The organism is Ochrobactrum sp. 19YEA23 (assembly GCF_029909865.1).
Classification (GTDB): domain Bacteria; phylum Pseudomonadota; class Alphaproteobacteria; order Rhizobiales; family Rhizobiaceae; genus Brucella; species Brucella gambitense.
On the sequence record NZ_JASAMQ010000007.1, the window covers coordinates 110,164 to 127,638 of the forward strand.

Consider the following 17,475-nt stretch of genomic DNA (forward strand, 5'->3'; position numbering starts at 1 on the left):
CGTACGTTCTGCTGTAAAAGCAATGCCATATGTTTTGTGAGTTTCGCTGCGGATAAGGGTTTCAAACGCGCGACTTGTGGGCATACTGGTCTTCAATAATTTGTCGGCTCACTTCGCGGGTCGGCCACTCCCAATCCGGCTCTGTGAGGACGCGATGAAAGCGATTGTCATCCACGCTGCAAAGGACTTGCGTATTGACGAGTGTGAGCCAGAGACGCCCGGCCCCGGTGAGGTTGAAATCCGTCTCGCCGTTGGCGGCATTTGCGGCTCGGACCTGCATTACTATAATCATGGCGGCTTCGGCACCGTGCGCGTCAAGGAACCGATGATCCTCGGGCACGAGGTTTCCGGACATATCGCGGCGCTTGGCGAAGGTGTTTCCGGGCTGGCCATCGGCGATCTTGTCGCCATATCACCGTCGCGTCCTTGCGGTCACTGCGAATATTGCCTCAAAGGACTGCCCAATCACTGCTTCAATATGCGCTTTTACGGATCGGCGATGCCCTTTCCGCATATACAAGGCGCGTTCCGGGAGCAGCTCGTCGCACAGGCGAGCCAGTGTGTGAAGGCCGATGGCCTCAACGCGGGTGAAGCGGCAATGGCTGAACCGCTCGCGGTCACGCTGCATGCCACACGCCGCGCAGGCGAGATATTGGGCAAGCGCGTGCTGGTGACCGGATGCGGCCCGATCGGTACGCTGTCGATCCTGTCGGCCCGTCGCGCAGGCGCGGCGGAGATCGTCGCTGCGGATATTTCCGGGCCAGCGCTGGATTTTGCGCGCAAGGTTGGTGCGGATCGCACGATCAATCTTTCGCAGAACCCGGAAGGGTTGGCCAAATTCAGCCAGAACAAAGGTTCGTTCGATATATTGTATGAGTGTTCCGGCGCAGCATCCGCCCTTGTGGCAGGCATTCGCGCCGTGAGACCACGCGGTATCATCGTCCAACTCGGCGTTGGCGGCGAGATGAACCTGCCGATCAATATGATAACGGCCAAGGAACTTGATCTGCGTGGTTCCTTCCGTTTTCACGAAGAATTTGCTCTGGCCGTAAAGCTTATGCAGGACGGGTTGATCGATGTTAAACCGCTCATCACGCAGACACTGCCGCTGGCTGATGCGCTAAGGGCTTTCGATTTAGCGTCGGATAAAACGCAATCTATGAAAACCCAGATCGCATTCAGCTAAGCAATTTCAAGAAAAGTGCGCGGCGGATTCCATCGCTTCGTTCTAACCGAATAGCTCCGGGAGAAGATATGAGCGTCCAACTTTTTGATCTGACAGGCAAACGCGCGCTTGTGACCGGCTCGTCGCAAGGGATCGGCTATGCGTTGGCAAAGGGTCTCGCCGCCGCTGGGGCTGACGTCATTCTCAACGGTCGCGATGCGGCCAAGCTGAAGGCGGCAGCCGAAAGCCTCGGCGTGAAGCACACTCTGGCCTTCGATGCGACGGACCATGAAGCCGTTCGCGCAGCCCTAGACGGGTTCGAGGCAGATGTCGGCCCCATCGACATTCTCGTCAACAATGCGGGCATGCAGCATCGCACCCCGCTGGAAGACTTTCCAGCCGATGCCTTTGAACGCTTATTCAGAGCCAATGTCTCCACCGTGTTCAATGTGGGGCAGGCTGTCGCCAGACATATGATCAAGCGCGGCGCAGGCAAAATCATCAACATTGCCAGCGTCCAGACGGCCCTCGCCAGACCGGGTATAGCTCCCTATACCGCCACCAAAGGCGCGGTTGGCAATCTCACCAAAGGCATGGCCACCGACTGGGCGAAGTACGGTCTGCAATGCAACGCCATTGCGCCGGGATATTTCGATACGCCGCTGAACGCGGCCCTTGTTTCTGATCCGACTTTTTCGAGCTGGCTTGAAAAGCGGACGCCTGCGGGGCGCTGGGGCAAGGTCGATGAGCTTGTCGGCGCCTGCATTTTCCTTGCGTCCAATGCCTCGTCTTTCGTCAACGGCCATGTGCTCTATGTCGATGGCGGCATAACCGCCTCTCTTTGAAGTTCAGCGACTGTAGCAACCCGCATTCAAATGCCGGTCCGTGGACAATTCGACCGGATCGGCATCACCTAAAAATACTCTCAGTGGTTGATTTGAGAGCCACGTCGCCTTATTTCGCAATAGATCTCGATGATACAATCATCAAAACTGTGGCAGTCGTTGAACGGCAACCATCAACACTCGCGAAAACACGTCTCGGGAAAATCTATTGTCGGAATTCTTTATTGCACATCCGTGGGCGGAGACGCTGACGGCTCTTGGGGGATTGTTTCTCTCTGCATTCGTCGCAAATTTTTTGATCAAGGCGATCCTGCTCAAGCTGCTTGACCGGATTGTTCAGAAGACCCCATTCGGTCAGGATGAAGAGCTGAAACAGCACAGCGTCATCAGCCGTCTGGCCAATATCATTCCTGCCTTGATCATTTCTTCCGGCATTGTGGCAATCCCGGGACTGCCGGAGACGGCAATCACCATTATTCGCAATGTTGCAATCGCCTTCATCATTCTGACACTGGCGCTGGCAGTGAACTCGGCATTCGGTGTCGTGGACACGCTTTATCATCGCCGTCCTGAAGCGCGTTATCGGCCCATCAAGGGCTACATTCAGGTTACCAAGCTGGCGGTCTATATCATCGCCGCTGTTCTCATCATCGCAACCCTGCTTGATAAGTCGCCGGTTATTCTGCTTTCCGGTGTCGGTGCAATGGCTGCCGTGCTGATCCTCGTTTTTCAGGACACGCTGCTCTCACTGGTCGCCAGTATGCAGATCGCCTCCTCCAACATGGTTCGCGTGGGAGACTGGATCGAGATGAAGAACCTCGATGCCAATGGCGATGTGACGGAGATCGCGCTTTATACGGTCAAGGTGCAGAACTTCGACAAAACAATCACCACCATTCCGATCCGCAAGCTCATCACCGAACCGATGAAGAACTATCGCGGCATGCAGGAATCAGGTGGCCGACGCATCAAGCGCGCGCTTTACATCGATCAGAACTCAATCCGTTTCCTCTCCGACGATGAGCGTGCAAGCATGGCGTCGGTCGATTGGCTTGCCGATTATCTACCCAAAAAGGCCAAGGAAATCGCCGAATGGAACGATAGACTCGGCGACCGCGCCAAAAATCCCGTCAACACGCGCCGTTTCACCAATATCGGCACGTTCCGCGCCTATGTGGAGAACTATCTGCGCAATCACTCCGGCGTTCATAAAGGCATGACACTGCTCGTGCGCCAGATGGACCCGACCCCGGAAGGATTGCCTCTCGAAATCTATTGCTTCGCCAACACCACGGTCTGGGCTTCGTTCGAGCAGATACAGTCCGATATTTTTGACCACCTCTATGCGGTGCTGCCGGAATTCGGCCTGAGCGCCTTCCAGAACCCGAGCGGCAAGGATTTTCGCAAGCTAGTGCTGGCTGACTGACGGCCTAACGAAGCGCTTCGATGATCTGCGCGTCGAGGTTTTGAACGCTATAGCCGGAACGGTTAGGTGTCAGCCCGAGACGCACCACAGCCAGATGCATGGACGGGATGATCATGACGGTTTGCCCATCATGGCCGGACATCCAGAACGCATCATCGGGGATGCCGCCCTCGCCCGCCTTGGCCCCGCCTGCGCGCAACCAGACTTGCGCTGAACCGTAGCGCCCATCAGAGGCCGATGAAGGCTTGCGCATAAACGATACGAAATCCGCTGGCAGAAGCTGTTTGCCGTCTATTCTACCTCCGTCCGCCAGAAATGCACCCAGCTTGGCCCAATCGCGTGCGGTGGCATACATATAGGATGAGCCCGCAAAAACCCCGGACGCGTCGGTTTCCAACGTGGCGCTGTTCATTCCGAGCGGTTCGAACAGAGCGATGCGCGGATAGACCAGTGCTTCATTGCGATTGTCGAAACTGTACATAAAAAGCTTGGACAGAATATTCGCCGTACCGCTGGAATAGCTGAATTTCGTCCCCGGTTGCGTCTCCAGCGGAAGCGAAGCCGCAAATCCAGCCATATCTTTTTCGAGAAAAAGCATGCGCGTAACATCCGCCACCGTTCCGTAATTCTCGTTAAACCGCAGCCCGCTTTCCATGGCCATCAGATTGGCAACAGTAATCTTGGCGCGTTCGTCGTTCTGCCATTCCGGCAGAAGATTGCTTTTAGCCAAATCCATCCGACCTTCAGCGATGCGCATCCCGATCAGTGTCGCCATGACGGATTTGGTAATCGACCAGCCGAGGAGCGGTGTATCGGCGCTGAAGCCCTCACCATAGGTTTCGGCGATCAGCTGACCATTATGGATGACGGCAACGGCGCGCATGCCAGAGCCCGTCAGTTCCTTGTCTTCGATAACGTTTTGCACATTGGCAGAAATTGCGATGTCCAGCGGCGGCATCGCCGCTGATGCAGCTTCATCGCTGGCGATACTGCGACTATCGGTCGATTGAACATTGGCGCATCCCTGACCGGGAAGAAACACGGCCTTGCTTGGCGCGAAGAAACCGAAAATCCGAACTGTTACAGTATGGGAACTGTCGTCCACAGCGACATTGAGGAATTTCAGGAGCGGATTTCCGGGCGCCTGAACGTCATCGGCGAGAACCGCCTCGGCATCTCTTTTGGCGATAAAGACATTGGAGCAGACGATCTTGGCTGCGTAACCCGTGCCGACCCGCAAAAGCTCCGGTGGGCTGAAACCGAGCCATACCGCCGCGCCGACAAGCAGCAGAACGACCAAACCAACAACCGACTGTAGAAATCGCTTTAAAAACTTCGACATAAAATACCGTTTTCTCTCAGAGCAAGCCCCGCATCTGGCTTCGGGAATACGGACTTGCAAAAAATACGTTGGACGACGGTGTATGTTGCCGCGTAATCAGGATTGCTTCTGATTTTTCTCCAGCAGGATGCCAGACAGAATTTCGATTTGCTGCTGCTGCTTCTCGATCAGTCCTCTCAGTTCGTTTGAGCGCAACTGATCGAATTTTTCATGCAAAGCCATGATTTCAATCTCGGCCTTCAAATTCACTTCATAGTCGTGCGACGCATCCAGCCGGTCTTTAGCCGCCTGCCGGTTCTGGCTCATCATGATGATCGGCGCCTGGACTGCCGCCAGCATGGAAAGGACCAGATTGAGAAAAATATACGGGTAAGGGTCAAACGCTTTCGCAGCCAGCAGGCTGTTGAACGCCACCCAGGCCGCGAGAATGACACCAAAGACAATGATAAACGTCCACGAGCCGCCAAACTCGGCGACCTTATCGGCCAGACGCTGTCCGGTAGTCCGCTTTTCGTCGAAGGATTCGTTGATATCTTGCGCGATTGTCTGCCGATCGGCCAATCGCTTAAGAACGGACTTTTCTCGGGCGGTTAACGTCTCTGGAGACCTTCCCAGATAACGCAACACCCTATCGAGAACTTCCTGACGAAACTTGCTGGCTTTATCGTCGGTTTCCGACATGTCGATCTCCGAGTCTGATCACACTGATCGCATGTTTCAGCGAAACGGAGATTCAGTCAATTACCGACGTTTTGCATAATCACGATGTTCGACGGGCCACATAAAAAGGGGCGCTCACGCGCCCCCTATTATTTATCGATTGGAACTGCCCGGGCCATTCCATCGGCCGCCGTGATGCCGGTAATGCCCGCGATAGTAATCGCGCTTGTAATGACGATGCGATTGCCAGCGGTGATCCCTGTAGTGACGACGATCAGATCGCCAATGGTCCCGCCTGTGGTAATTGCGCTTCTTCCAGTGCTTGTGCGAATGGTAACCGCGATGATCGCGCACCTGTTCCACATTGGAGGTTACGCCGGGCTTTGCGAGATTGGCCACCGGCGCAGCGGAAGCTGCTCCCGCGCCGACCAATAAGCCAACGCCAACAATTCCGGCAACAAGTCCACTAAAGAGCTTCATTTCCTGTACTCCTCTTGATGGAAGTATCATGAAACTTAGCGCATGAACTCAAAATGAACAGCTTCGACTTATCAACCATCTGTGATCATCTTAATAAGATTAGTAATATTCTTCAAAAAATTTGAAGCTGTATAATAATTAGTTACCGTGACGGCAAAGCCGGGAAATACCCAGCAAATATTCGTTACAAATCTTCGATTGAGATAAACGTGGTCCACTGTAAATTCATCTTCGGCGGCCCAAGCAACCGCCCGACTGGAAGACACACCAGTCCGTTAAATTGCGCGTTGCCCCAATAGCGCGCAATTGACATGGGAGACGCCACGCTGCCCTTGTTGAGCGTCTCCCACTCCATCTTCTCGATGCAACCTGCACGGGTTCATTTTTCTACCGCCTTTATGCAATCATCTCCATGCGCGCTTTATTGCATCAGCGGTGAAGCGCACCCCGGCGTCATTATGCACCAAACACAAACGTCGGGGTTTCTCCCTTTGGTTTCCCTCCATTCCAATAACTGCCCCTACAGGTTTGGCATCGAATGGTGAACTATCCGGCTATTCACGCGTTACCCCTCTGTCCCCAAAACGTAAAACGGAGGAAATCCCGATGGACTGGAACCGCGTTGAAGGAAACTGGAAACAGGTTAAAGGCAAGATCCAGGAACAATGGGGCAAGCTGACCGACGATGATCTGGATCAGATCAGCGGTCGTCGTGAACAGCTTGAAGGCAAGATTCAAGAGCGGTATGGCGTAGCCAAGGACCGCGCCAAATCCGAAATTGACGACTGGTATGACCGCCAACGATGGTTGTCCTGAACGAAACCCCGCATTAGCGGGGTTTTTCTTATCCATTCGACACTCTCTAACGTTACTCTTTTCAGCCACTCGACTTGTGCTTGCGACTCAGTTTTTATCCCGCTCAAATTGCTTTAGCTTTTGACTAAGTATGAGGGAAACCATGCGGGGATTTATAGTCGCAGCGCTTTTGCTAGCTTCGGCTTCTGTAGCCAGTGCAGCTGAGAAACCAATCGATTCATATTATGCGCGCCTCAGCGCTGCCGATCATTTCAACTCTTCCGGTGAGCGGCTGACCACGGCGGCGGCTATCATTCGTCAGGATCGGGCAAATGTTTACGTCTATGGCAAGCGTGATTCCGACGACGATCTGGATGATTATTTCAGCAGCAAAGCCAACCGGGCACGCCTTGAACGGATGGTTGCCAATGGCAGCTTCTACGGACGTGCCGAGCATGACATTTTGAACGGCACGCCGTTGATTTATGTCGAGATTTATGACGACAGCGTTGTTGTGTCGGTCAAAGGCGACTGACCTTTAGTGTCATTGCCGGTCCAAATTGTGCCAGCAACAATTCGTTACAAATCTGCAATTGCGCTCTTTGGCGCGCGGAATATCGTTTCCAACGGGCCGCCCCAAATGGCCCGTTGCGTATTTCGTTGAACTGGTACGCATCTATAGGGAGACGTGGCATGCCCTTGCCGCGTCTCCCTTTTTACATGGTAGCGCGCAATCTGCTCGCGTTAGACGCTTGAGCCCATGCTGCTTTCCCGATATCCAATAGTCCTGACTGTTCCAGTTTGATCTGCTTCGCAGGGGTATGAAATGTCGCGTAAACTGAATGTTGCTTGTGCATTGGCGCTTCCCGCGCTGGCATCCTGCACGGCGTCGCCTTCAGCCAACGTCAATCCGCCCAAGTCGCCAGTCGACCCCACGCCGATCATCGGCACGTGGTGCAGCAATAATGACAAGCGCTACACGATATCCCGGGAGCGCTTCGACGCCCGTGACATGCAGTGCACGGTGATGAAACTCGACAACTACAAGGGAACGTTCACGCTCAATCTGGTTTGCGGCGCCGACGCCCAACAGGTCAGCGAGAATGTGACAATCACCCCGATAGGCGATGCTCTTGAGATTGTGTTCCTGTCGAAAGGTGTTCGCCACACCCGTGTAAACCGTTGCGGACCTTCACCCTCGGCACCGGTAGTCGCTCCTGTGCAATCCGATCCAGCTCCAGTCGTTCCAGCCGTACAGTAAGCGCGTCTCCGGATATATCTCCGGTTTTCTCTATCGCTCTGATGCCCGAAACACCTCGTCTGTTGCGTCGGCTTTCCGATTCACTGTGACTGGCGCTTTTGGCTTGCGTTTTCGCGCGCATGCACTCCGTAGCCGACATCCATCCCACCAAGGCGCAAAAAATGTCGGAACGATCCTGAAATCAGACCGTTAGGACTATGAACACTCAATGCAGAAAGGAGAGTAGTTATGTTTAGAACGACACTTCTGACGGCAGCGTGTGCACTGTTGATTAGTGCCCCAGCTCTGGCGCAGACGGCGGCTCCCTCCGCCACCACTCCCGGCACAGACGCACCAGCTCAACAGGACTTGCCTGTTTCTACCAAGAATATGTTCGGTGCTTCTCCCTCGCCTGATACGAGCAAAATCGGTTTTGTTGAGCCGAAGGAAGGAGAAGTCCTGGTTTCGAGCTTCATTGGCCGCAGCGTTTATGAAAGTGACGCCAATGACGCCAAATCCATCGGCAAGCTGAACGATCTGATCGTCAGCGCTGACGGCTCTGTTGTGGCCGCAGTGATCGGTGTGGGCGGCTTTCTCGGCGTTGGTGAAAAAGATGTCGCCGTTAGCCCGGACGTCTTGCAGCTGGCGACCCGTAGTGACGGAAACACGTGGCTGGTTCTCAGCGCCACCAAGGACGAGCTAACGGTAGCACCTGCATTTGATCGCTCCAAGATGTTCACCAATGGTGTAGCCGATCCGAATGCGGCTAAGGAAAGCGACGCGCCATCTGGCGGTGAAACCACAGCACCAGCAACACCCGCCCCGGCACAGTAAACCTACCGGAGCGAATCCCGCCCATAAAGTGCGATTCTGATAGTCGCGGTCCCGTTCTCTTGCAGATCCGGGGCCGCATTCTTTGGGCAATGAGCAGCGTTTGCGAAACGTTCCGCCAATTAGCCGGCAATGTATCTATATTGAGCTTAAATACCCGTTTTTATAGGTTTTGCCACTCGACACGACTTGCTTCTGACGGCAAAAACGCTACCAGTCTCATAATAAGCGAAAGCGACGATAGTTTTCTTCAGGCCAGAGCCGCGCTTTCATCCACTCAGCTCAATCGGAGGCATCGCCAATGAAGAAAGCTATTTTCATCTGTATCGCGGCATTATCAGTGAGTGGCTTCACCGCCACCAGCACAGTTATGGCTGCAACATCCCCCAAACAGCGCGCCGCCGAAATCAAGGCGGTCGTAGACGCGGTCTCTCGCGAACTACCCAAGAACCCGATCAACACGGTCATGTACATCCGCGCAAACAATTTTGAGGTGCTCGCTGGCACCTGCACTGTGCGGGCGCATATCGTCTCGTCCAAAACTACCGATTCAGGCAAGCCCGACAAGATCAAAGTGCGCCTCAACCGGCAACGGTGCGCTCGATAAGGTCGTCCGACTTATCCGCAAGATTGCTTATTGTTAATGCTGCTCATTATGGCGAATTACCGTCATCCGTGAGATAGTATCAGCCATGAGAGCAAGAGCGCTGACATGGACCCGACATACTGCTCTGATTGCGGTCAGGGTGTTGTGTCTTATTGTGCCGATTTTAGTCGCCCTCACCGCCCTGATGCTCATTACCAGATATGATGACGACAGAAATATCGTGACGAATACGGGCGTTCCAGGTGCCACGGCACCGACCGGCAACTGAACGCGTGTACAAGCGTGTTGCGCACCTTTGCGCATGACAACAAAATGAATTCAACAGAGATTTGGAATGGTGGGCGCGACAGGGATTGAACCTGTGACCCCTCCCGTGTGAAGGGATTCTGTGCGCAAGCATTTACAAGTGTTTGCGCACCGATTCTACCGTTTTCCACGGATTCTGCACGGATTCATGTTTTTCGATCGTGCAGACAGAATCAGTTTGACTCTTTCATCGTTAGTGAACAAAATAGGAACATCGCGGCAATAGCCAACGACAACCTACAAACAGCAATGACCATGCGAACAGTTCTGCGCGAGCTGCGACTTCAGCACGTGGTGAGGTTCACCTGTGCGCGTTGCCAGCATCATTTTGAGAAATCCGCGCCATTAATGGCCGCACGCTTTGGAGAGTGGAAGACGCTTGAGGAGTTGGAACCTCGGCTTGTTTGCAGCAAGTGCGGGAACAAGGATGACAACTTCATCAGCTACGGGCTGCCAGAAAAATGATGATCTTGAAATGGAAGAGAACCGTCATCGGCGGTCAGACGTGCCATAACGACTTTATTGCCTACACAGACTGGGGTGATTTCTGCCGGATCATACGAAACAATTTTGGCCCAAGCGCCGGAATGTGGCAGTGGGCGCTCGTTATGCCCATCTGCCCCTTTCAAAAACTGCCTTACGGATCATGCGACAGCAAGGATGAGGTTGTGGATCTGGTGAAGAGGATGTTTGAAGTGCTTCGGGATAGCAAGCAGCTGGAGTTTAACCGGCCTTTTACGTGGGAAGGTGGGTACTGGTACAAATGAGCGGATATAAAAACGACAACGCCATCGCCGCGAAAGTTGGCAAGCTGTTCGAACACTACTGCGATGCGAAGGGCTGCAAAGCGTGGGGATCGTTCGGGTACAAGACCGGATATGGTCAGCTCTGGTTCTGCCGTGAGCATAAACAGGAAGGCGAAAACGCCTTGGCTGGACGGCGCAGATGAACGCTTACCCCGCCCAAACGGGGCAAGCGCGGGAACTAACTCCCTTTGCGACTATTCGGAAGCCCACCAAATAAGAATCGCTTTGAACCCACGGCTAACTGAACCGGCGCTGCACCTTCTTTCTTGATTTCTGTGGTCGGCTTTGCGACGCCAGACACCGGCGCGGCAGCGAATGCTGCCCCAGACACCATCATCGATCCGATGGCCAATATAGCTATAGCTTTCATATGCCCTCCTCTCTGGCCTCGCCAGAAAATCGCCAAAAAGACAAATAGGACCGTGCAGGCTAAGCACACGATCCTGATAAAGAGGAAGGCAATGTCAGATGAAACGCCATACGGCATCTGTCGTATTTCGACACGACTAGACGCAGAAAATGAGCGCCCTACCTTTTTGCAAACGAGGAGGCGCGCATGTGCAATCTATACAACATCACGACAAACCATGAGGCCATGCGCCGCCTGTTTCCGAAATTCTCGGATATGACGAACCGCATCGATCCGCAGTTAGATATCTATCCCGACTATCCCGCTCCAGTTTTGAGAAACGTCAAAGGCGATGAGCCTGAATTAGCGATGCTCCGCTGGGGAATGCCTACGCCACCAATCTATGTGAAGGGTGAAGCGGATAGCGGAGTAACGAATATTCGCAACCTCACCTCGCCTCACTGGCGGCGCTGGCAAGGTGTTGAAAGCCGCTGTGTTGTCCCGGCAACTTCATTCTCCGAGTATGGACAGGAACTGGACCCGAAGACGAAGCGCAAACCACTTCACTGGTTCGCTCTCAATGAAGAGAAGCCGCTGTTTGCCTTCGCAGGCATCTGGACAAGCTGGAAAGGTGTGCGGAAGAAGAAGGAAGGGCCGGTCGAGGTCGATATCTTCGGGTTTCTTACAACCGAACCGAACGCTGTGGTGAAGCCGGTTCACCCAAAGGCGATGCCCGTTATTCTCCGCACCACGGAAGAAATAGACACCTGGCTACGTGCGCCGTGGAATGAAGCCAAGGAAATGCAAAAGCCACTGCCCGATGCTGATCTGATCAACCTCACGCCACGCAATGACAATGAGGAAGTACAGGCGAGTTTATTCTAGGGAGGATGGGATGTTCGGACCAAAACAACCGGGTGATTATCCAGATCGTGAAATCGACTGCCAAGAAGCGGTTTCGCAAGGCATCGCGGAATTGGTTGAGCGAGCTGTGGTATCCGGCGCCAGAGACGCGGAAGTCACTGCGGCCATAGCCCGCACTAAAGTGATCGGCGTGCCCGAACTCATCCAGGACGCTGTAGCAGCCGGATGGTCGGAGGAGGAAGCGGCAACTGCAATCAGGATAGTTGCCGAGAACATGCACCGCGGCGTGACAGGAACTGATCCTGCGGAATGAGGAACAAGCTGTTGTTTCACCAGTTAGAGGCTGCAACGAATGTCAAAATGCGCCTGTTTACGGGGTGGCTCGCTTCGGCAGGTGCATACCCCTTCAGCTAAATGGCTGACGGGGTTCACTATTCTTAGACCGGGCGTTACGTTGCCAAAATTGATAAAATTTTGCTTTTTAGATATCGCTAATGAAGCTACGATTACGCCTTTAGTATAAGGAGGCTGACATGCCGTTTTTTAACGAAGCGAGCCGAATATTTATGCCCGATGAAGTCAATTTCTTACGTAGCTGTTTTAATAATTCAGCCATTATCCTCGAAGAAAGCGACCGAAATTATTCTGCTCAAGAACTCGCATCATGCATAATCATGCTCTTTCAAAGTGGTCTACGTGACCAGTCGCAATTATGCGAGCTAGCATCTCGCTTGGCTCACCAAAGATTTATAGTACGGCACGATATCAGTGCCATACCGGCAAATTCGAACAAGGCCGAGGGAACAAACGCCCCGATGGATAGTTGATTTGCAGCAATGACACCAAATTTGGCCCCGCCGTTCCTATCTCAGGTGGGGCTTTTTTCACAATGCTGTCAACGCGACCAGTGTCGCAGGCAAATAGGCCGTCCAGTTATCTGTAGTATTCATCCAAACGAGTGCGGCGAAACAAACGTCTGGATGATGTAACCCCGGTGTCGTTGGGATGCGCACCGGGGTTTACTCTTTTTTAATCTATCTTTATAACGGCGTCTTCTTTGGCACCTGGGGAACGTTGCGGCTGCCGTGACTTTGGCTGGCATTGCGATCATTCAATTGCGGGGGGCGCATAATGAATTGGATCATCTTAGCTGAGGCCGTTTTTACATCAATTTTGGCGCTGATTGCATTGGCATTGATCTGGCAAGGGAAGCGCTGAAACTCCGTACACTTGACGGGCGGCATTGCTTGCCTATCATCACTCTTGCGCACGTTTTTCCCAAACCAAGCTAAAGCTGCGTAGCCTCGGTTTTGCACCCCCCGCATACCGGGGCTTTACATTTTTTACCGATTAGATAAATTTTCCTCGCCCTTGGGAGAGAAGGGCTCAGTAGCCTTAACCCCGCGCGGTTTTCGCTGCGGGGTTCTTTTTCATCAAACCTTTTTATCTGAAGCCAGAACGGCGAGCACTTGATCGAGCCGCTTATTCGTCTCTTTTAAGCCTTCACGAGTTTCGTCACGCATTTCCTTCATGCCGTCACGCAGTTGCTTGACGTGGTCATCAAGATCAACGCGGCGCACATATTCATCGCGAACACGGTTCACGCGGTCATGCAGTTGATCGTCACCGTCTTTCTGTGATTTGGAAAGCGAGCGGAAGGCCGCTATCAGCGCACCGCTGAAGAAGACAATCAGTGTGACCGCCGTACCCATCAGCCATTTCAAGTCTTCACTCATTTCATCCCCTTCGCCAAATCGTCGTAAAATCCCGCACAGCGATCCGTCCTTGCGTTCTGCCGGTCGAGTGCGTCTCGTTCTCGTTTCAGGATCGAGCGGATTTCAGCGCCTTCAGTGAGCGCTGCGTGAGGCTCTTTGGCGCGGCAGTCTTCCGGGTAGCCGGGAAGCGTGACGCGAGCCTGTGCCGCCCCTTGCGCCGTTGCCGCCTGTTTCAACTGGCGATCAAGATTTGCGCAGCCAGTCAATGTCAGCGCCATCAAGCCGACAAGCCCTGCCTTCATCAGCAAGCCGTTTCTCATAGGCCGCTATCTCCTGTTCTGATTGTTCCGATTTGGCTTGTTCTGCCGCCCGTGCATTGGAAAGCTGCTCTTGGTATGCCGATATGACGTACTCGCCCGCTGCAATCTGGCGGTCACGTTCGGCCAATTGCGCCTCAAGGGCGGTCTTCTGGGCTTCAAGGACATAGCCCTGCCGTGCCTCGCGCTCGATCATCGGATCGTGGATGAAGGTATTGAACAGGCCCATGATCAAAATGCCGAGTGCGAAACCCGCAGCGATCTTGACGTAATCCAGCAGGCCGAACATCACTTCAGCCCCGCCAGACAAAGCTCAAGCTCGCCAATCCGCTGCGCATCGCCGTACTCGCGGCGTTTCTTCAGACCTTCGACAACCCTGCCCCCTGCCCGGTTGAACAAGGTCATGGCATTACAAGCAGCCGGCCAATTCTTTTCTCGCATCCGCTTCGCCGCCGAGGACGAACACGCCGCACCTGTTCCGATGTTGTACGACAGATCGAGCATGGAAGCCTGAATGCTGATCGGCGCGGCGTCGAATGTGGCGATGCACTTCTGTAGCGGCTTGTGGAAATCGTTCTCCAGCCGGGTTTGCAGCATCTGAAGACATTTGGCGTCAGAATAGTAATCGCCTTTCTTCACACCCTTGGTTTCGCCGGCGCAGACCGTCCAGACCTTACCGAGGCTATCCCAATAGGCTTTGTTCTCGACGCCTTCCCACGGGACAGTGAGATAGGTTGCCGTCAACGCGACAAGGCCGAGGCCGGACGCCAAAGCGCCCTTTGCTCGCTTACTCTTCATTCCTGAATTCCTTCTGTGAAGCGATGCGCGCAACAAAGGCCCCTGCTGTGATGATCAGCGACAGGGCAGCAAACACGCCGGTTGGGATGGGGAGAGCGTCACCGATCAGCGGCAACGCAACTTCAACGCCGGACAAAATACCGGCGAGCAAAAGCAGACGGATGCTCCACGCGCGCGCGAGCACCCGCTTCCAGTCGGAAACGAGTTTCATGGGGTCTCTTTCGGCAAAGAAAAAGCCGCCTCAGTGGGCGGCGACTGTCAGTTGCAGATTTGAATTTCTCGGCTTAGTCTCCGGCTCACAGGCTTGGGGAGACTGGAATGAAGAGATTTCTTATCGGGGCGCTACTCGCTGGCGCGTGGGCAAATACGGCTGTCGCAGAAGATTACGACTGGTCAGGCATCTACGGCGGTGTCAGCATCGGGGCCAGATGGTCCGATATGGATTACAACGCTCCGTATCGTCTTTATGAAGACACTTGGAGCACATCAGGGAACGGGATTACTGGCGGCGGTTTCGTCGGATACAATTTCACCTACAACCGGATCGTATTTGGTCCGGAAGTCTCGTTCATGCTCTCGGACGCTGATGGTGTCACTGAACGACGCCGCTCAGGCTCTTGGGGATATGCGGAGAACACTCTGCGATCAGACGCGACAATCTCTGTGAATGGGCGCATTGGATACCAGATCGGCAACGCATTGCCTTACATTACTGCCGGTTATTCTCGTGCTTGGTACACGGATGAAATCTATGTCAACCAATATTGGTCTGAGTATTCAAACGCCGACGATTTCCAACGTAATGGCTGGAACATCGGCGTTGGCACCGATTGGGCATTTACCGACCATCTATTTGCCCGCGCCGAGTATCGTTATTTCGATTTTGGCAAAGACGACATTGGAAATGGCTGGTACGCCAAATACCAGCAACACGCCGCAACGCTAGGAATTGGCTACAAGTTCTGATGGCCACTCAAACGCGGGCAGTTCGGCCAGGAAGTCTCCCGAACTTGGCTGCTCGCGCTGGCCGGTCTGGACCTTTTCCAATTCTCCAAGGGCATACGACCAAATCTGATCGCGCCAGGCGACAAAGGCCTGAGCCTCTGCGGCCCATTCGGGCACCGTCGAGTTGACGTAGCTCGCGAGTGAGTTTCCATCGTCATATTGGCGTTCATTGGCCGTTCGGTCGATCAGGGACTGGATCGCAGCGCGATATTGCGCGACGACTGCCGCGACTTGTTCCTGCTGCTTCTGTTCGGCTGTGACCATCTTGGAAAGATCAATCGGCATTGGCTACTTCCTCCTGATTGGCCTTCGGCTCGACCGGCAGGGAAATATCGCCGTCTTGTGTGACGGTCACTTCGAAAGAGGGCCGCATCTTCCCAGTTTCATCGAAAACGCCGAACGGTGTGGATCGAGGTAACAGCAGACTGACGCGCAACTCGCCGTCAATGCGTTCGATTGGACCCGCTATAAACGGATTGTCGATTGCTTCCATCGGCACCGTGGCACCGTCTGGAATGGTCGAAAGGTCGAGCACATCGCCCGATATGGTCAGGCGTTCGCCCTGCAATGAAAGCGTAAGTTCATCGTCGCGGCGCTGCGGATAGAGGATTATTTTCATCAGTACCACCTGCCAATTGCTTCAGCATAAATCTGGCTGTTCCCAACAAGAGCCTTATGATTTCGTATCGAATAACTCCCGAATGATGACGTGGAGTGATACGTTTCCATCGCCGCCCACCCGCCGCCGCCCGCGTCTGTTCCAAATACAGTTACGGAGGGCAGCGAAACGAAAGCTGCTGGGAAGGATCCGAACGCAATACTATTGCCACCGAAGATGTTGCCCTTGGCAACAGAGACATCAGGATAAAGCGCACTGACCCGCCAACATATCTGAAGACCGCTAGCATCTCGAATGTAACCAAAATCAGCGCTCCCTCCCCGCTCCACGATAGCACCAGTCGGTACGCCGCCAGACTGAGCAACCGTTCCTAGTATTGGACGGCTCGCAACTGACCCGGCCCCGGTCATTACTGGGATGTTTCCGTTCGTGCCGGTCAGGTTTAACAGCGCCGCACCTAGAGCCGTTATGTCGCCTTGAGAGAGGTCCGCGTTCGCGTCTGTTCTGAGAAACTTATTGGCAACAAGAGTAACCTGTTTCAGTGCTCCCGCTGCATCAGTCTGTAAAATCTGCCGTGCCGCCAGCGTCAACGCTGCCAACTGGCCGAGACTTCCGTTCGGGTCCTGAATGCCGAACGTAGCAGGATCGGCCAAATCCATCGTGCCGACGCCGGTAAAGATCGGAACCATCCCAGAAGAACCGACAAGAGCGGCAAACGCCTCGACATTCCCGCTGGATAACAGGTCTATCAGATTGCGAACTGCGCCCTGATACCGGCTGCCGTCTGGTTGAAACCGGATACGGAGAGGCAAGCCGGTTCCTGCTGCTGCGGCTGGGCAAGGCAGAAACAGGGTCCCGCTATTCTGCCCCGTAATGGACGCGATGATCAGCACATTACCGGACGGCGATATGATGGCGTCACCGGCCTGTACGGCTGCCGTCTGGAGCGCTGAGCCGGTCGTTGTGAAGTCGCTACTACCTGAGGTCAGGGTCACCGTGCCGATGTCATAATCAGGACGCTTGGCCATTATTCGGGGTCCTTCAAACTGCTCGCCATTTCATAGGCGGCTTCAAGGTCTTGGTTGCGCTGCTCAAGCTCGGTGCGAAACGCTTCGCTCTGAGCTTCGAGAATGGCCATCTGGGCGCGCATACCGACTAGCTCGTTAGCCAGAAGCAGGTTCCGGTTCTTGTAGAACTCATTCAGCGCCATCGCCTCGCTTGCCGCTGCCATCGGATCGATTTGCACGTGCGTAGGCTTCGCCGGTTCATTCACCGTCGTTTCGGTCATGTCGGGTTTTCCTTGGA

The 17,475-nt window shown here is 54.2% G+C and carries 26 protein-coding genes; 13 read left to right on the top strand and 13 right to left on the bottom strand.

All coding sequences use genetic code 11. The features are described from left to right. The first annotated feature begins 154 nt into the window (after positions 1-154). The 3 genes from QBD01_RS17860 (at position 155) to QBD01_RS17870 (ending at position 3,436) form a co-directional block, all read left to right on the top strand. Positions 155-1,186 (top strand): L-idonate 5-dehydrogenase, encoded by a 1,032-nt coding sequence (locus tag QBD01_RS17860; protein WP_280993926.1) that lies wholly within the window; start codon positions 155-157, stop codon positions 1,184-1,186. A gap of 68 nt (positions 1,187-1,254) precedes the next feature. Then, positions 1,255-2,010: an SDR family oxidoreductase gene (locus tag QBD01_RS17865; RefSeq protein WP_280993927.1), complete on the top strand. Its 756-nt coding sequence runs from the start codon at positions 1,255-1,257 to the stop codon at positions 2,008-2,010. Between the two features lie 208 nt (positions 2,011-2,218). Continuing rightward, positions 2,219-3,436 (top strand): mechanosensitive ion channel family protein, encoded by a 1,218-nt coding sequence (locus tag QBD01_RS17870; protein WP_280993928.1) that lies wholly within the window; start codon positions 2,219-2,221, stop codon positions 3,434-3,436. 4 nt (positions 3,437-3,440) lie between these two features. Here QBD01_RS17870 and QBD01_RS17875 read toward each other — a convergent pair whose 3' ends face one another. The 3 genes from QBD01_RS17875 to QBD01_RS17885 all read right to left on the bottom strand — a co-directional run bounded on the left by QBD01_RS17875 (position 3,441) and on the right by QBD01_RS17885 (position 5,918). After that, positions 3,441-4,778: a serine hydrolase gene (locus QBD01_RS17875; protein WP_280993929.1), complete on the bottom strand. Its 1,338-nt coding sequence runs from the start codon at positions 4,776-4,778 to the stop codon at positions 3,441-3,443. A gap of 96 nt (positions 4,779-4,874) precedes the next feature. Continuing rightward, positions 4,875-5,459, bottom strand: a complete 585-nt coding sequence (locus QBD01_RS17880; RefSeq protein ID WP_182521899.1) for a DUF1003 domain-containing protein — start codon at positions 5,457-5,459, stop codon at positions 4,875-4,877. A gap of 132 nt (positions 5,460-5,591) precedes the next feature. After that, on the bottom strand, positions 5,592-5,918 hold the full coding sequence (locus QBD01_RS17885) for a hypothetical protein (protein WP_182521898.1): 327 nt from the start codon (positions 5,916-5,918) through the stop codon (positions 5,592-5,594). A gap of 606 nt (positions 5,919-6,524) precedes the next feature. Between QBD01_RS17885 and QBD01_RS17890 the strand changes: the two genes are divergently transcribed. From QBD01_RS17890 to QBD01_RS17930, 9 genes are all read left to right on the top strand, one after another. Continuing rightward, positions 6,525-6,734, top strand: coding sequence for a CsbD family protein (locus QBD01_RS17890; protein ID WP_280993930.1), 210 nt, complete (start codon positions 6,525-6,527; stop codon positions 6,732-6,734). A gap of 142 nt (positions 6,735-6,876) precedes the next feature. Continuing rightward, positions 6,877-7,248, top strand: a complete 372-nt coding sequence (locus QBD01_RS17895) for a hypothetical protein (protein ID WP_280993931.1) — start codon at positions 6,877-6,879, stop codon at positions 7,246-7,248. A 291-nt stretch (positions 7,249-7,539) separates the two neighbouring features. Further along, positions 7,540-7,974 carry a hypothetical protein gene (locus QBD01_RS17900; protein WP_280993932.1) on the top strand — a complete coding sequence of 145 codons (435 nt, stop codon included), beginning with the start codon at positions 7,540-7,542 and terminating at the stop codon, positions 7,972-7,974. 228 nt (positions 7,975-8,202) lie between these two features. Then, on the top strand, positions 8,203-8,787 hold the full coding sequence (locus QBD01_RS17905; protein WP_280993933.1) for a PRC-barrel domain-containing protein: 585 nt from the start codon (positions 8,203-8,205) through the stop codon (positions 8,785-8,787). A 298-nt stretch (positions 8,788-9,085) separates the two neighbouring features. Beyond that, positions 9,086-9,391: a hypothetical protein gene (locus QBD01_RS17910; protein ID WP_280993934.1), complete on the top strand. Its 306-nt coding sequence runs from the start codon at positions 9,086-9,088 to the stop codon at positions 9,389-9,391. A gap of 767 nt (positions 9,392-10,158) precedes the next feature. Beyond that, on the top strand, positions 10,159-10,464 hold the full coding sequence (locus QBD01_RS17915; protein WP_280993935.1) for a hypothetical protein: 306 nt from the start codon (positions 10,159-10,161) through the stop codon (positions 10,462-10,464). Continuing rightward, positions 10,461-10,646 carry a hypothetical protein gene (locus tag QBD01_RS17920; protein ID WP_280993936.1) on the top strand — a complete coding sequence of 62 codons (186 nt, stop codon included), beginning with the start codon at positions 10,461-10,463 and terminating at the stop codon, positions 10,644-10,646. Before QBD01_RS17915 ends, QBD01_RS17920 begins: the two co-directional genes overlap by 4 nt. 413 nt (positions 10,647-11,059) lie before the next feature. Beyond that, positions 11,060-11,737, top strand: coding sequence for an SOS response-associated peptidase (locus QBD01_RS17925; RefSeq protein ID WP_280993937.1), 678 nt, complete (start codon positions 11,060-11,062; stop codon positions 11,735-11,737). Positions 11,738-11,747: 10 nt separating this feature from the next. Next, the gene (locus QBD01_RS17930; RefSeq protein ID WP_280993938.1) at positions 11,748-12,029 is read left to right on the top strand and encodes a hypothetical protein; all 282 of its coding nucleotides are present in this window, start codon (positions 11,748-11,750) and stop codon (positions 12,027-12,029) included. Between the two features lie 727 nt (positions 12,030-12,756). Here QBD01_RS17930 and QBD01_RS17935 read toward each other — a convergent pair. The 6 genes from QBD01_RS17935 to QBD01_RS17960 form a co-directional block, all read right to left on the bottom strand. Beyond that, positions 12,757-12,987: a hypothetical protein gene (locus QBD01_RS17935; RefSeq protein WP_280993939.1), complete on the bottom strand. Its 231-nt coding sequence runs from the start codon at positions 12,985-12,987 to the stop codon at positions 12,757-12,759. 162 nt (positions 12,988-13,149) lie between these two features. Continuing rightward, positions 13,150-13,452 (bottom strand): hypothetical protein, encoded by a 303-nt coding sequence (locus QBD01_RS17940; RefSeq protein ID WP_280993940.1) that lies wholly within the window; start codon positions 13,450-13,452, stop codon positions 13,150-13,152. Next, on the bottom strand, positions 13,449-13,697 hold the full coding sequence (locus QBD01_RS17945) for a hypothetical protein (protein WP_280993941.1): 249 nt from the start codon (positions 13,695-13,697) through the stop codon (positions 13,449-13,451). The genes QBD01_RS17940 and QBD01_RS17945 overlap by 4 nt, the downstream gene beginning before the upstream one ends. Beyond that, positions 13,675-14,058 carry a hypothetical protein gene (locus tag QBD01_RS17950; RefSeq protein ID WP_280993942.1) on the bottom strand — a complete coding sequence of 128 codons (384 nt, stop codon included), beginning with the start codon at positions 14,056-14,058 and terminating at the stop codon, positions 13,675-13,677. The genes QBD01_RS17945 and QBD01_RS17950 overlap by 23 nt, the downstream gene beginning before the upstream one ends. Continuing rightward, on the bottom strand, positions 14,037-14,546 hold the full coding sequence (locus QBD01_RS17955) for a lysozyme (RefSeq protein WP_280993943.1): 510 nt from the start codon (positions 14,544-14,546) through the stop codon (positions 14,037-14,039). Before QBD01_RS17955 ends, QBD01_RS17950 begins: the two co-directional genes overlap by 22 nt. Further along, positions 14,536-14,757 (bottom strand): hypothetical protein, encoded by a 222-nt coding sequence (locus tag QBD01_RS17960; RefSeq protein WP_280993944.1) that lies wholly within the window; start codon positions 14,755-14,757, stop codon positions 14,536-14,538. Before QBD01_RS17960 ends, QBD01_RS17955 begins: the two co-directional genes overlap by 11 nt. A gap of 107 nt (positions 14,758-14,864) precedes the next feature. Between QBD01_RS17960 and QBD01_RS17965 the strand changes: the two genes are divergently transcribed. Continuing rightward, positions 14,865-15,512: a porin family protein gene (locus tag QBD01_RS17965; RefSeq protein WP_280993945.1), complete on the top strand. Its 648-nt coding sequence runs from the start codon at positions 14,865-14,867 to the stop codon at positions 15,510-15,512. On the opposite strand, the gene QBD01_RS17970 is transcribed toward QBD01_RS17965, so the two are convergent. Genes QBD01_RS17970 through QBD01_RS17985 form a run of 4 tightly spaced genes read right to left on the bottom strand, consistent with a single transcriptional unit; the run spans position 15,489 to position 17,458 of the window. After that, the gene (locus QBD01_RS17970) at positions 15,489-15,836 is read right to left on the bottom strand and encodes a hypothetical protein (RefSeq protein ID WP_280993946.1); all 348 of its coding nucleotides are present in this window, start codon (positions 15,834-15,836) and stop codon (positions 15,489-15,491) included. The genes QBD01_RS17965 and QBD01_RS17970 overlap by 24 nt on opposite strands. Continuing rightward, complete coding sequence (locus tag QBD01_RS17975; RefSeq protein WP_280993947.1) at positions 15,826-16,170, bottom strand: hypothetical protein; 345 nt, start codon at positions 16,168-16,170, stop codon at positions 15,826-15,828. Before QBD01_RS17975 ends, QBD01_RS17970 begins: the two co-directional genes overlap by 11 nt. After that, on the bottom strand, positions 16,170-17,198 hold the full coding sequence (locus tag QBD01_RS17980; protein WP_280993948.1) for a hypothetical protein: 1,029 nt from the start codon (positions 17,196-17,198) through the stop codon (positions 16,170-16,172). Before QBD01_RS17980 ends, QBD01_RS17975 begins: the two co-directional genes overlap by 1 nt. Beyond that, positions 17,198-17,458 carry a hypothetical protein gene (locus tag QBD01_RS17985; RefSeq protein ID WP_280993949.1) on the bottom strand — a complete coding sequence of 87 codons (261 nt, stop codon included), beginning with the start codon at positions 17,456-17,458 and terminating at the stop codon, positions 17,198-17,200. The genes QBD01_RS17980 and QBD01_RS17985 overlap by 1 nt, the downstream gene beginning before the upstream one ends. Positions 17,459-17,475: the final 17 nt, after the last annotated feature.

What these genes read in the sequence shown, in the direction of transcription:
- QBD01_RS17860 (WP_280993926.1), top strand. Translation starts at nt 155, where the DNA reads ATGAAAGCGATTGTCATCCACGCTGCAAAGGACTTGCGTATTGACGAG.
- QBD01_RS17865 (WP_280993927.1), top strand. Translation starts at nt 1,255, where the DNA reads ATGAGCGTCCAACTTTTTGATCTGACAGGCAAACGCGCGCTTGTGACC.
- QBD01_RS17875 (WP_280993929.1), bottom strand. Translation starts at nt 4,778, where the DNA reads ATGTCGAAGTTTTTAAAGCGATTTCTACAGTCGGTTGTTGGTTTGGTC.
- QBD01_RS17880 (WP_182521899.1), bottom strand. Translation starts at nt 5,459, where the DNA reads ATGTCGGAAACCGACGATAAAGCCAGCAAGTTTCGTCAGGAAGTTCTC.
- QBD01_RS17885 (WP_182521898.1), bottom strand. Translation starts at nt 5,918, where the DNA reads ATGAAGCTCTTTAGTGGACTTGTTGCCGGAATTGTTGGCGTTGGCTTA.
- QBD01_RS17890 (WP_280993930.1), top strand. Translation starts at nt 6,525, where the DNA reads ATGGACTGGAACCGCGTTGAAGGAAACTGGAAACAGGTTAAAGGCAAG.
- QBD01_RS17895 (WP_280993931.1), top strand. Translation starts at nt 6,877, where the DNA reads ATGCGGGGATTTATAGTCGCAGCGCTTTTGCTAGCTTCGGCTTCTGTA.
- QBD01_RS17900 (WP_280993932.1), top strand. Translation starts at nt 7,540, where the DNA reads ATGTCGCGTAAACTGAATGTTGCTTGTGCATTGGCGCTTCCCGCGCTG.
- QBD01_RS17905 (WP_280993933.1), top strand. Translation starts at nt 8,203, where the DNA reads ATGTTTAGAACGACACTTCTGACGGCAGCGTGTGCACTGTTGATTAGT.
- QBD01_RS17910 (WP_280993934.1), top strand. Translation starts at nt 9,086, where the DNA reads ATGAAGAAAGCTATTTTCATCTGTATCGCGGCATTATCAGTGAGTGGC.
- QBD01_RS17915 (WP_280993935.1), top strand. Translation starts at nt 10,159, where the DNA reads ATGATGATCTTGAAATGGAAGAGAACCGTCATCGGCGGTCAGACGTGC.
- QBD01_RS17920 (WP_280993936.1), top strand. Translation starts at nt 10,461, where the DNA reads ATGAGCGGATATAAAAACGACAACGCCATCGCCGCGAAAGTTGGCAAG.
- QBD01_RS17925 (WP_280993937.1), top strand. Translation starts at nt 11,060, where the DNA reads ATGTGCAATCTATACAACATCACGACAAACCATGAGGCCATGCGCCGC.
- QBD01_RS17930 (WP_280993938.1), top strand. Translation starts at nt 11,748, where the DNA reads ATGTTCGGACCAAAACAACCGGGTGATTATCCAGATCGTGAAATCGAC.
- QBD01_RS17940 (WP_280993940.1), bottom strand. Translation starts at nt 13,452, where the DNA reads ATGAGTGAAGACTTGAAATGGCTGATGGGTACGGCGGTCACACTGATT.
- QBD01_RS17955 (WP_280993943.1), bottom strand. Translation starts at nt 14,546, where the DNA reads ATGAAGAGTAAGCGAGCAAAGGGCGCTTTGGCGTCCGGCCTCGGCCTT.
- QBD01_RS17960 (WP_280993944.1), bottom strand. Translation starts at nt 14,757, where the DNA reads ATGAAACTCGTTTCCGACTGGAAGCGGGTGCTCGCGCGCGCGTGGAGC.
- QBD01_RS17965 (WP_280993945.1), top strand. Translation starts at nt 14,865, where the DNA reads ATGAAGAGATTTCTTATCGGGGCGCTACTCGCTGGCGCGTGGGCAAAT.
- QBD01_RS17970 (WP_280993946.1), bottom strand. Translation starts at nt 15,836, where the DNA reads ATGCCGATTGATCTTTCCAAGATGGTCACAGCCGAACAGAAGCAGCAG.
- QBD01_RS17975 (WP_280993947.1), bottom strand. Translation starts at nt 16,170, where the DNA reads ATGAAAATAATCCTCTATCCGCAGCGCCGCGACGATGAACTTACGCTT.
- QBD01_RS17980 (WP_280993948.1), bottom strand. Translation starts at nt 17,198, where the DNA reads ATGGCCAAGCGTCCTGATTATGACATCGGCACGGTGACCCTGACCTCA.
- QBD01_RS17985 (WP_280993949.1), bottom strand. Translation starts at nt 17,458, where the DNA reads ATGACCGAAACGACGGTGAATGAACCGGCGAAGCCTACGCACGTGCAA.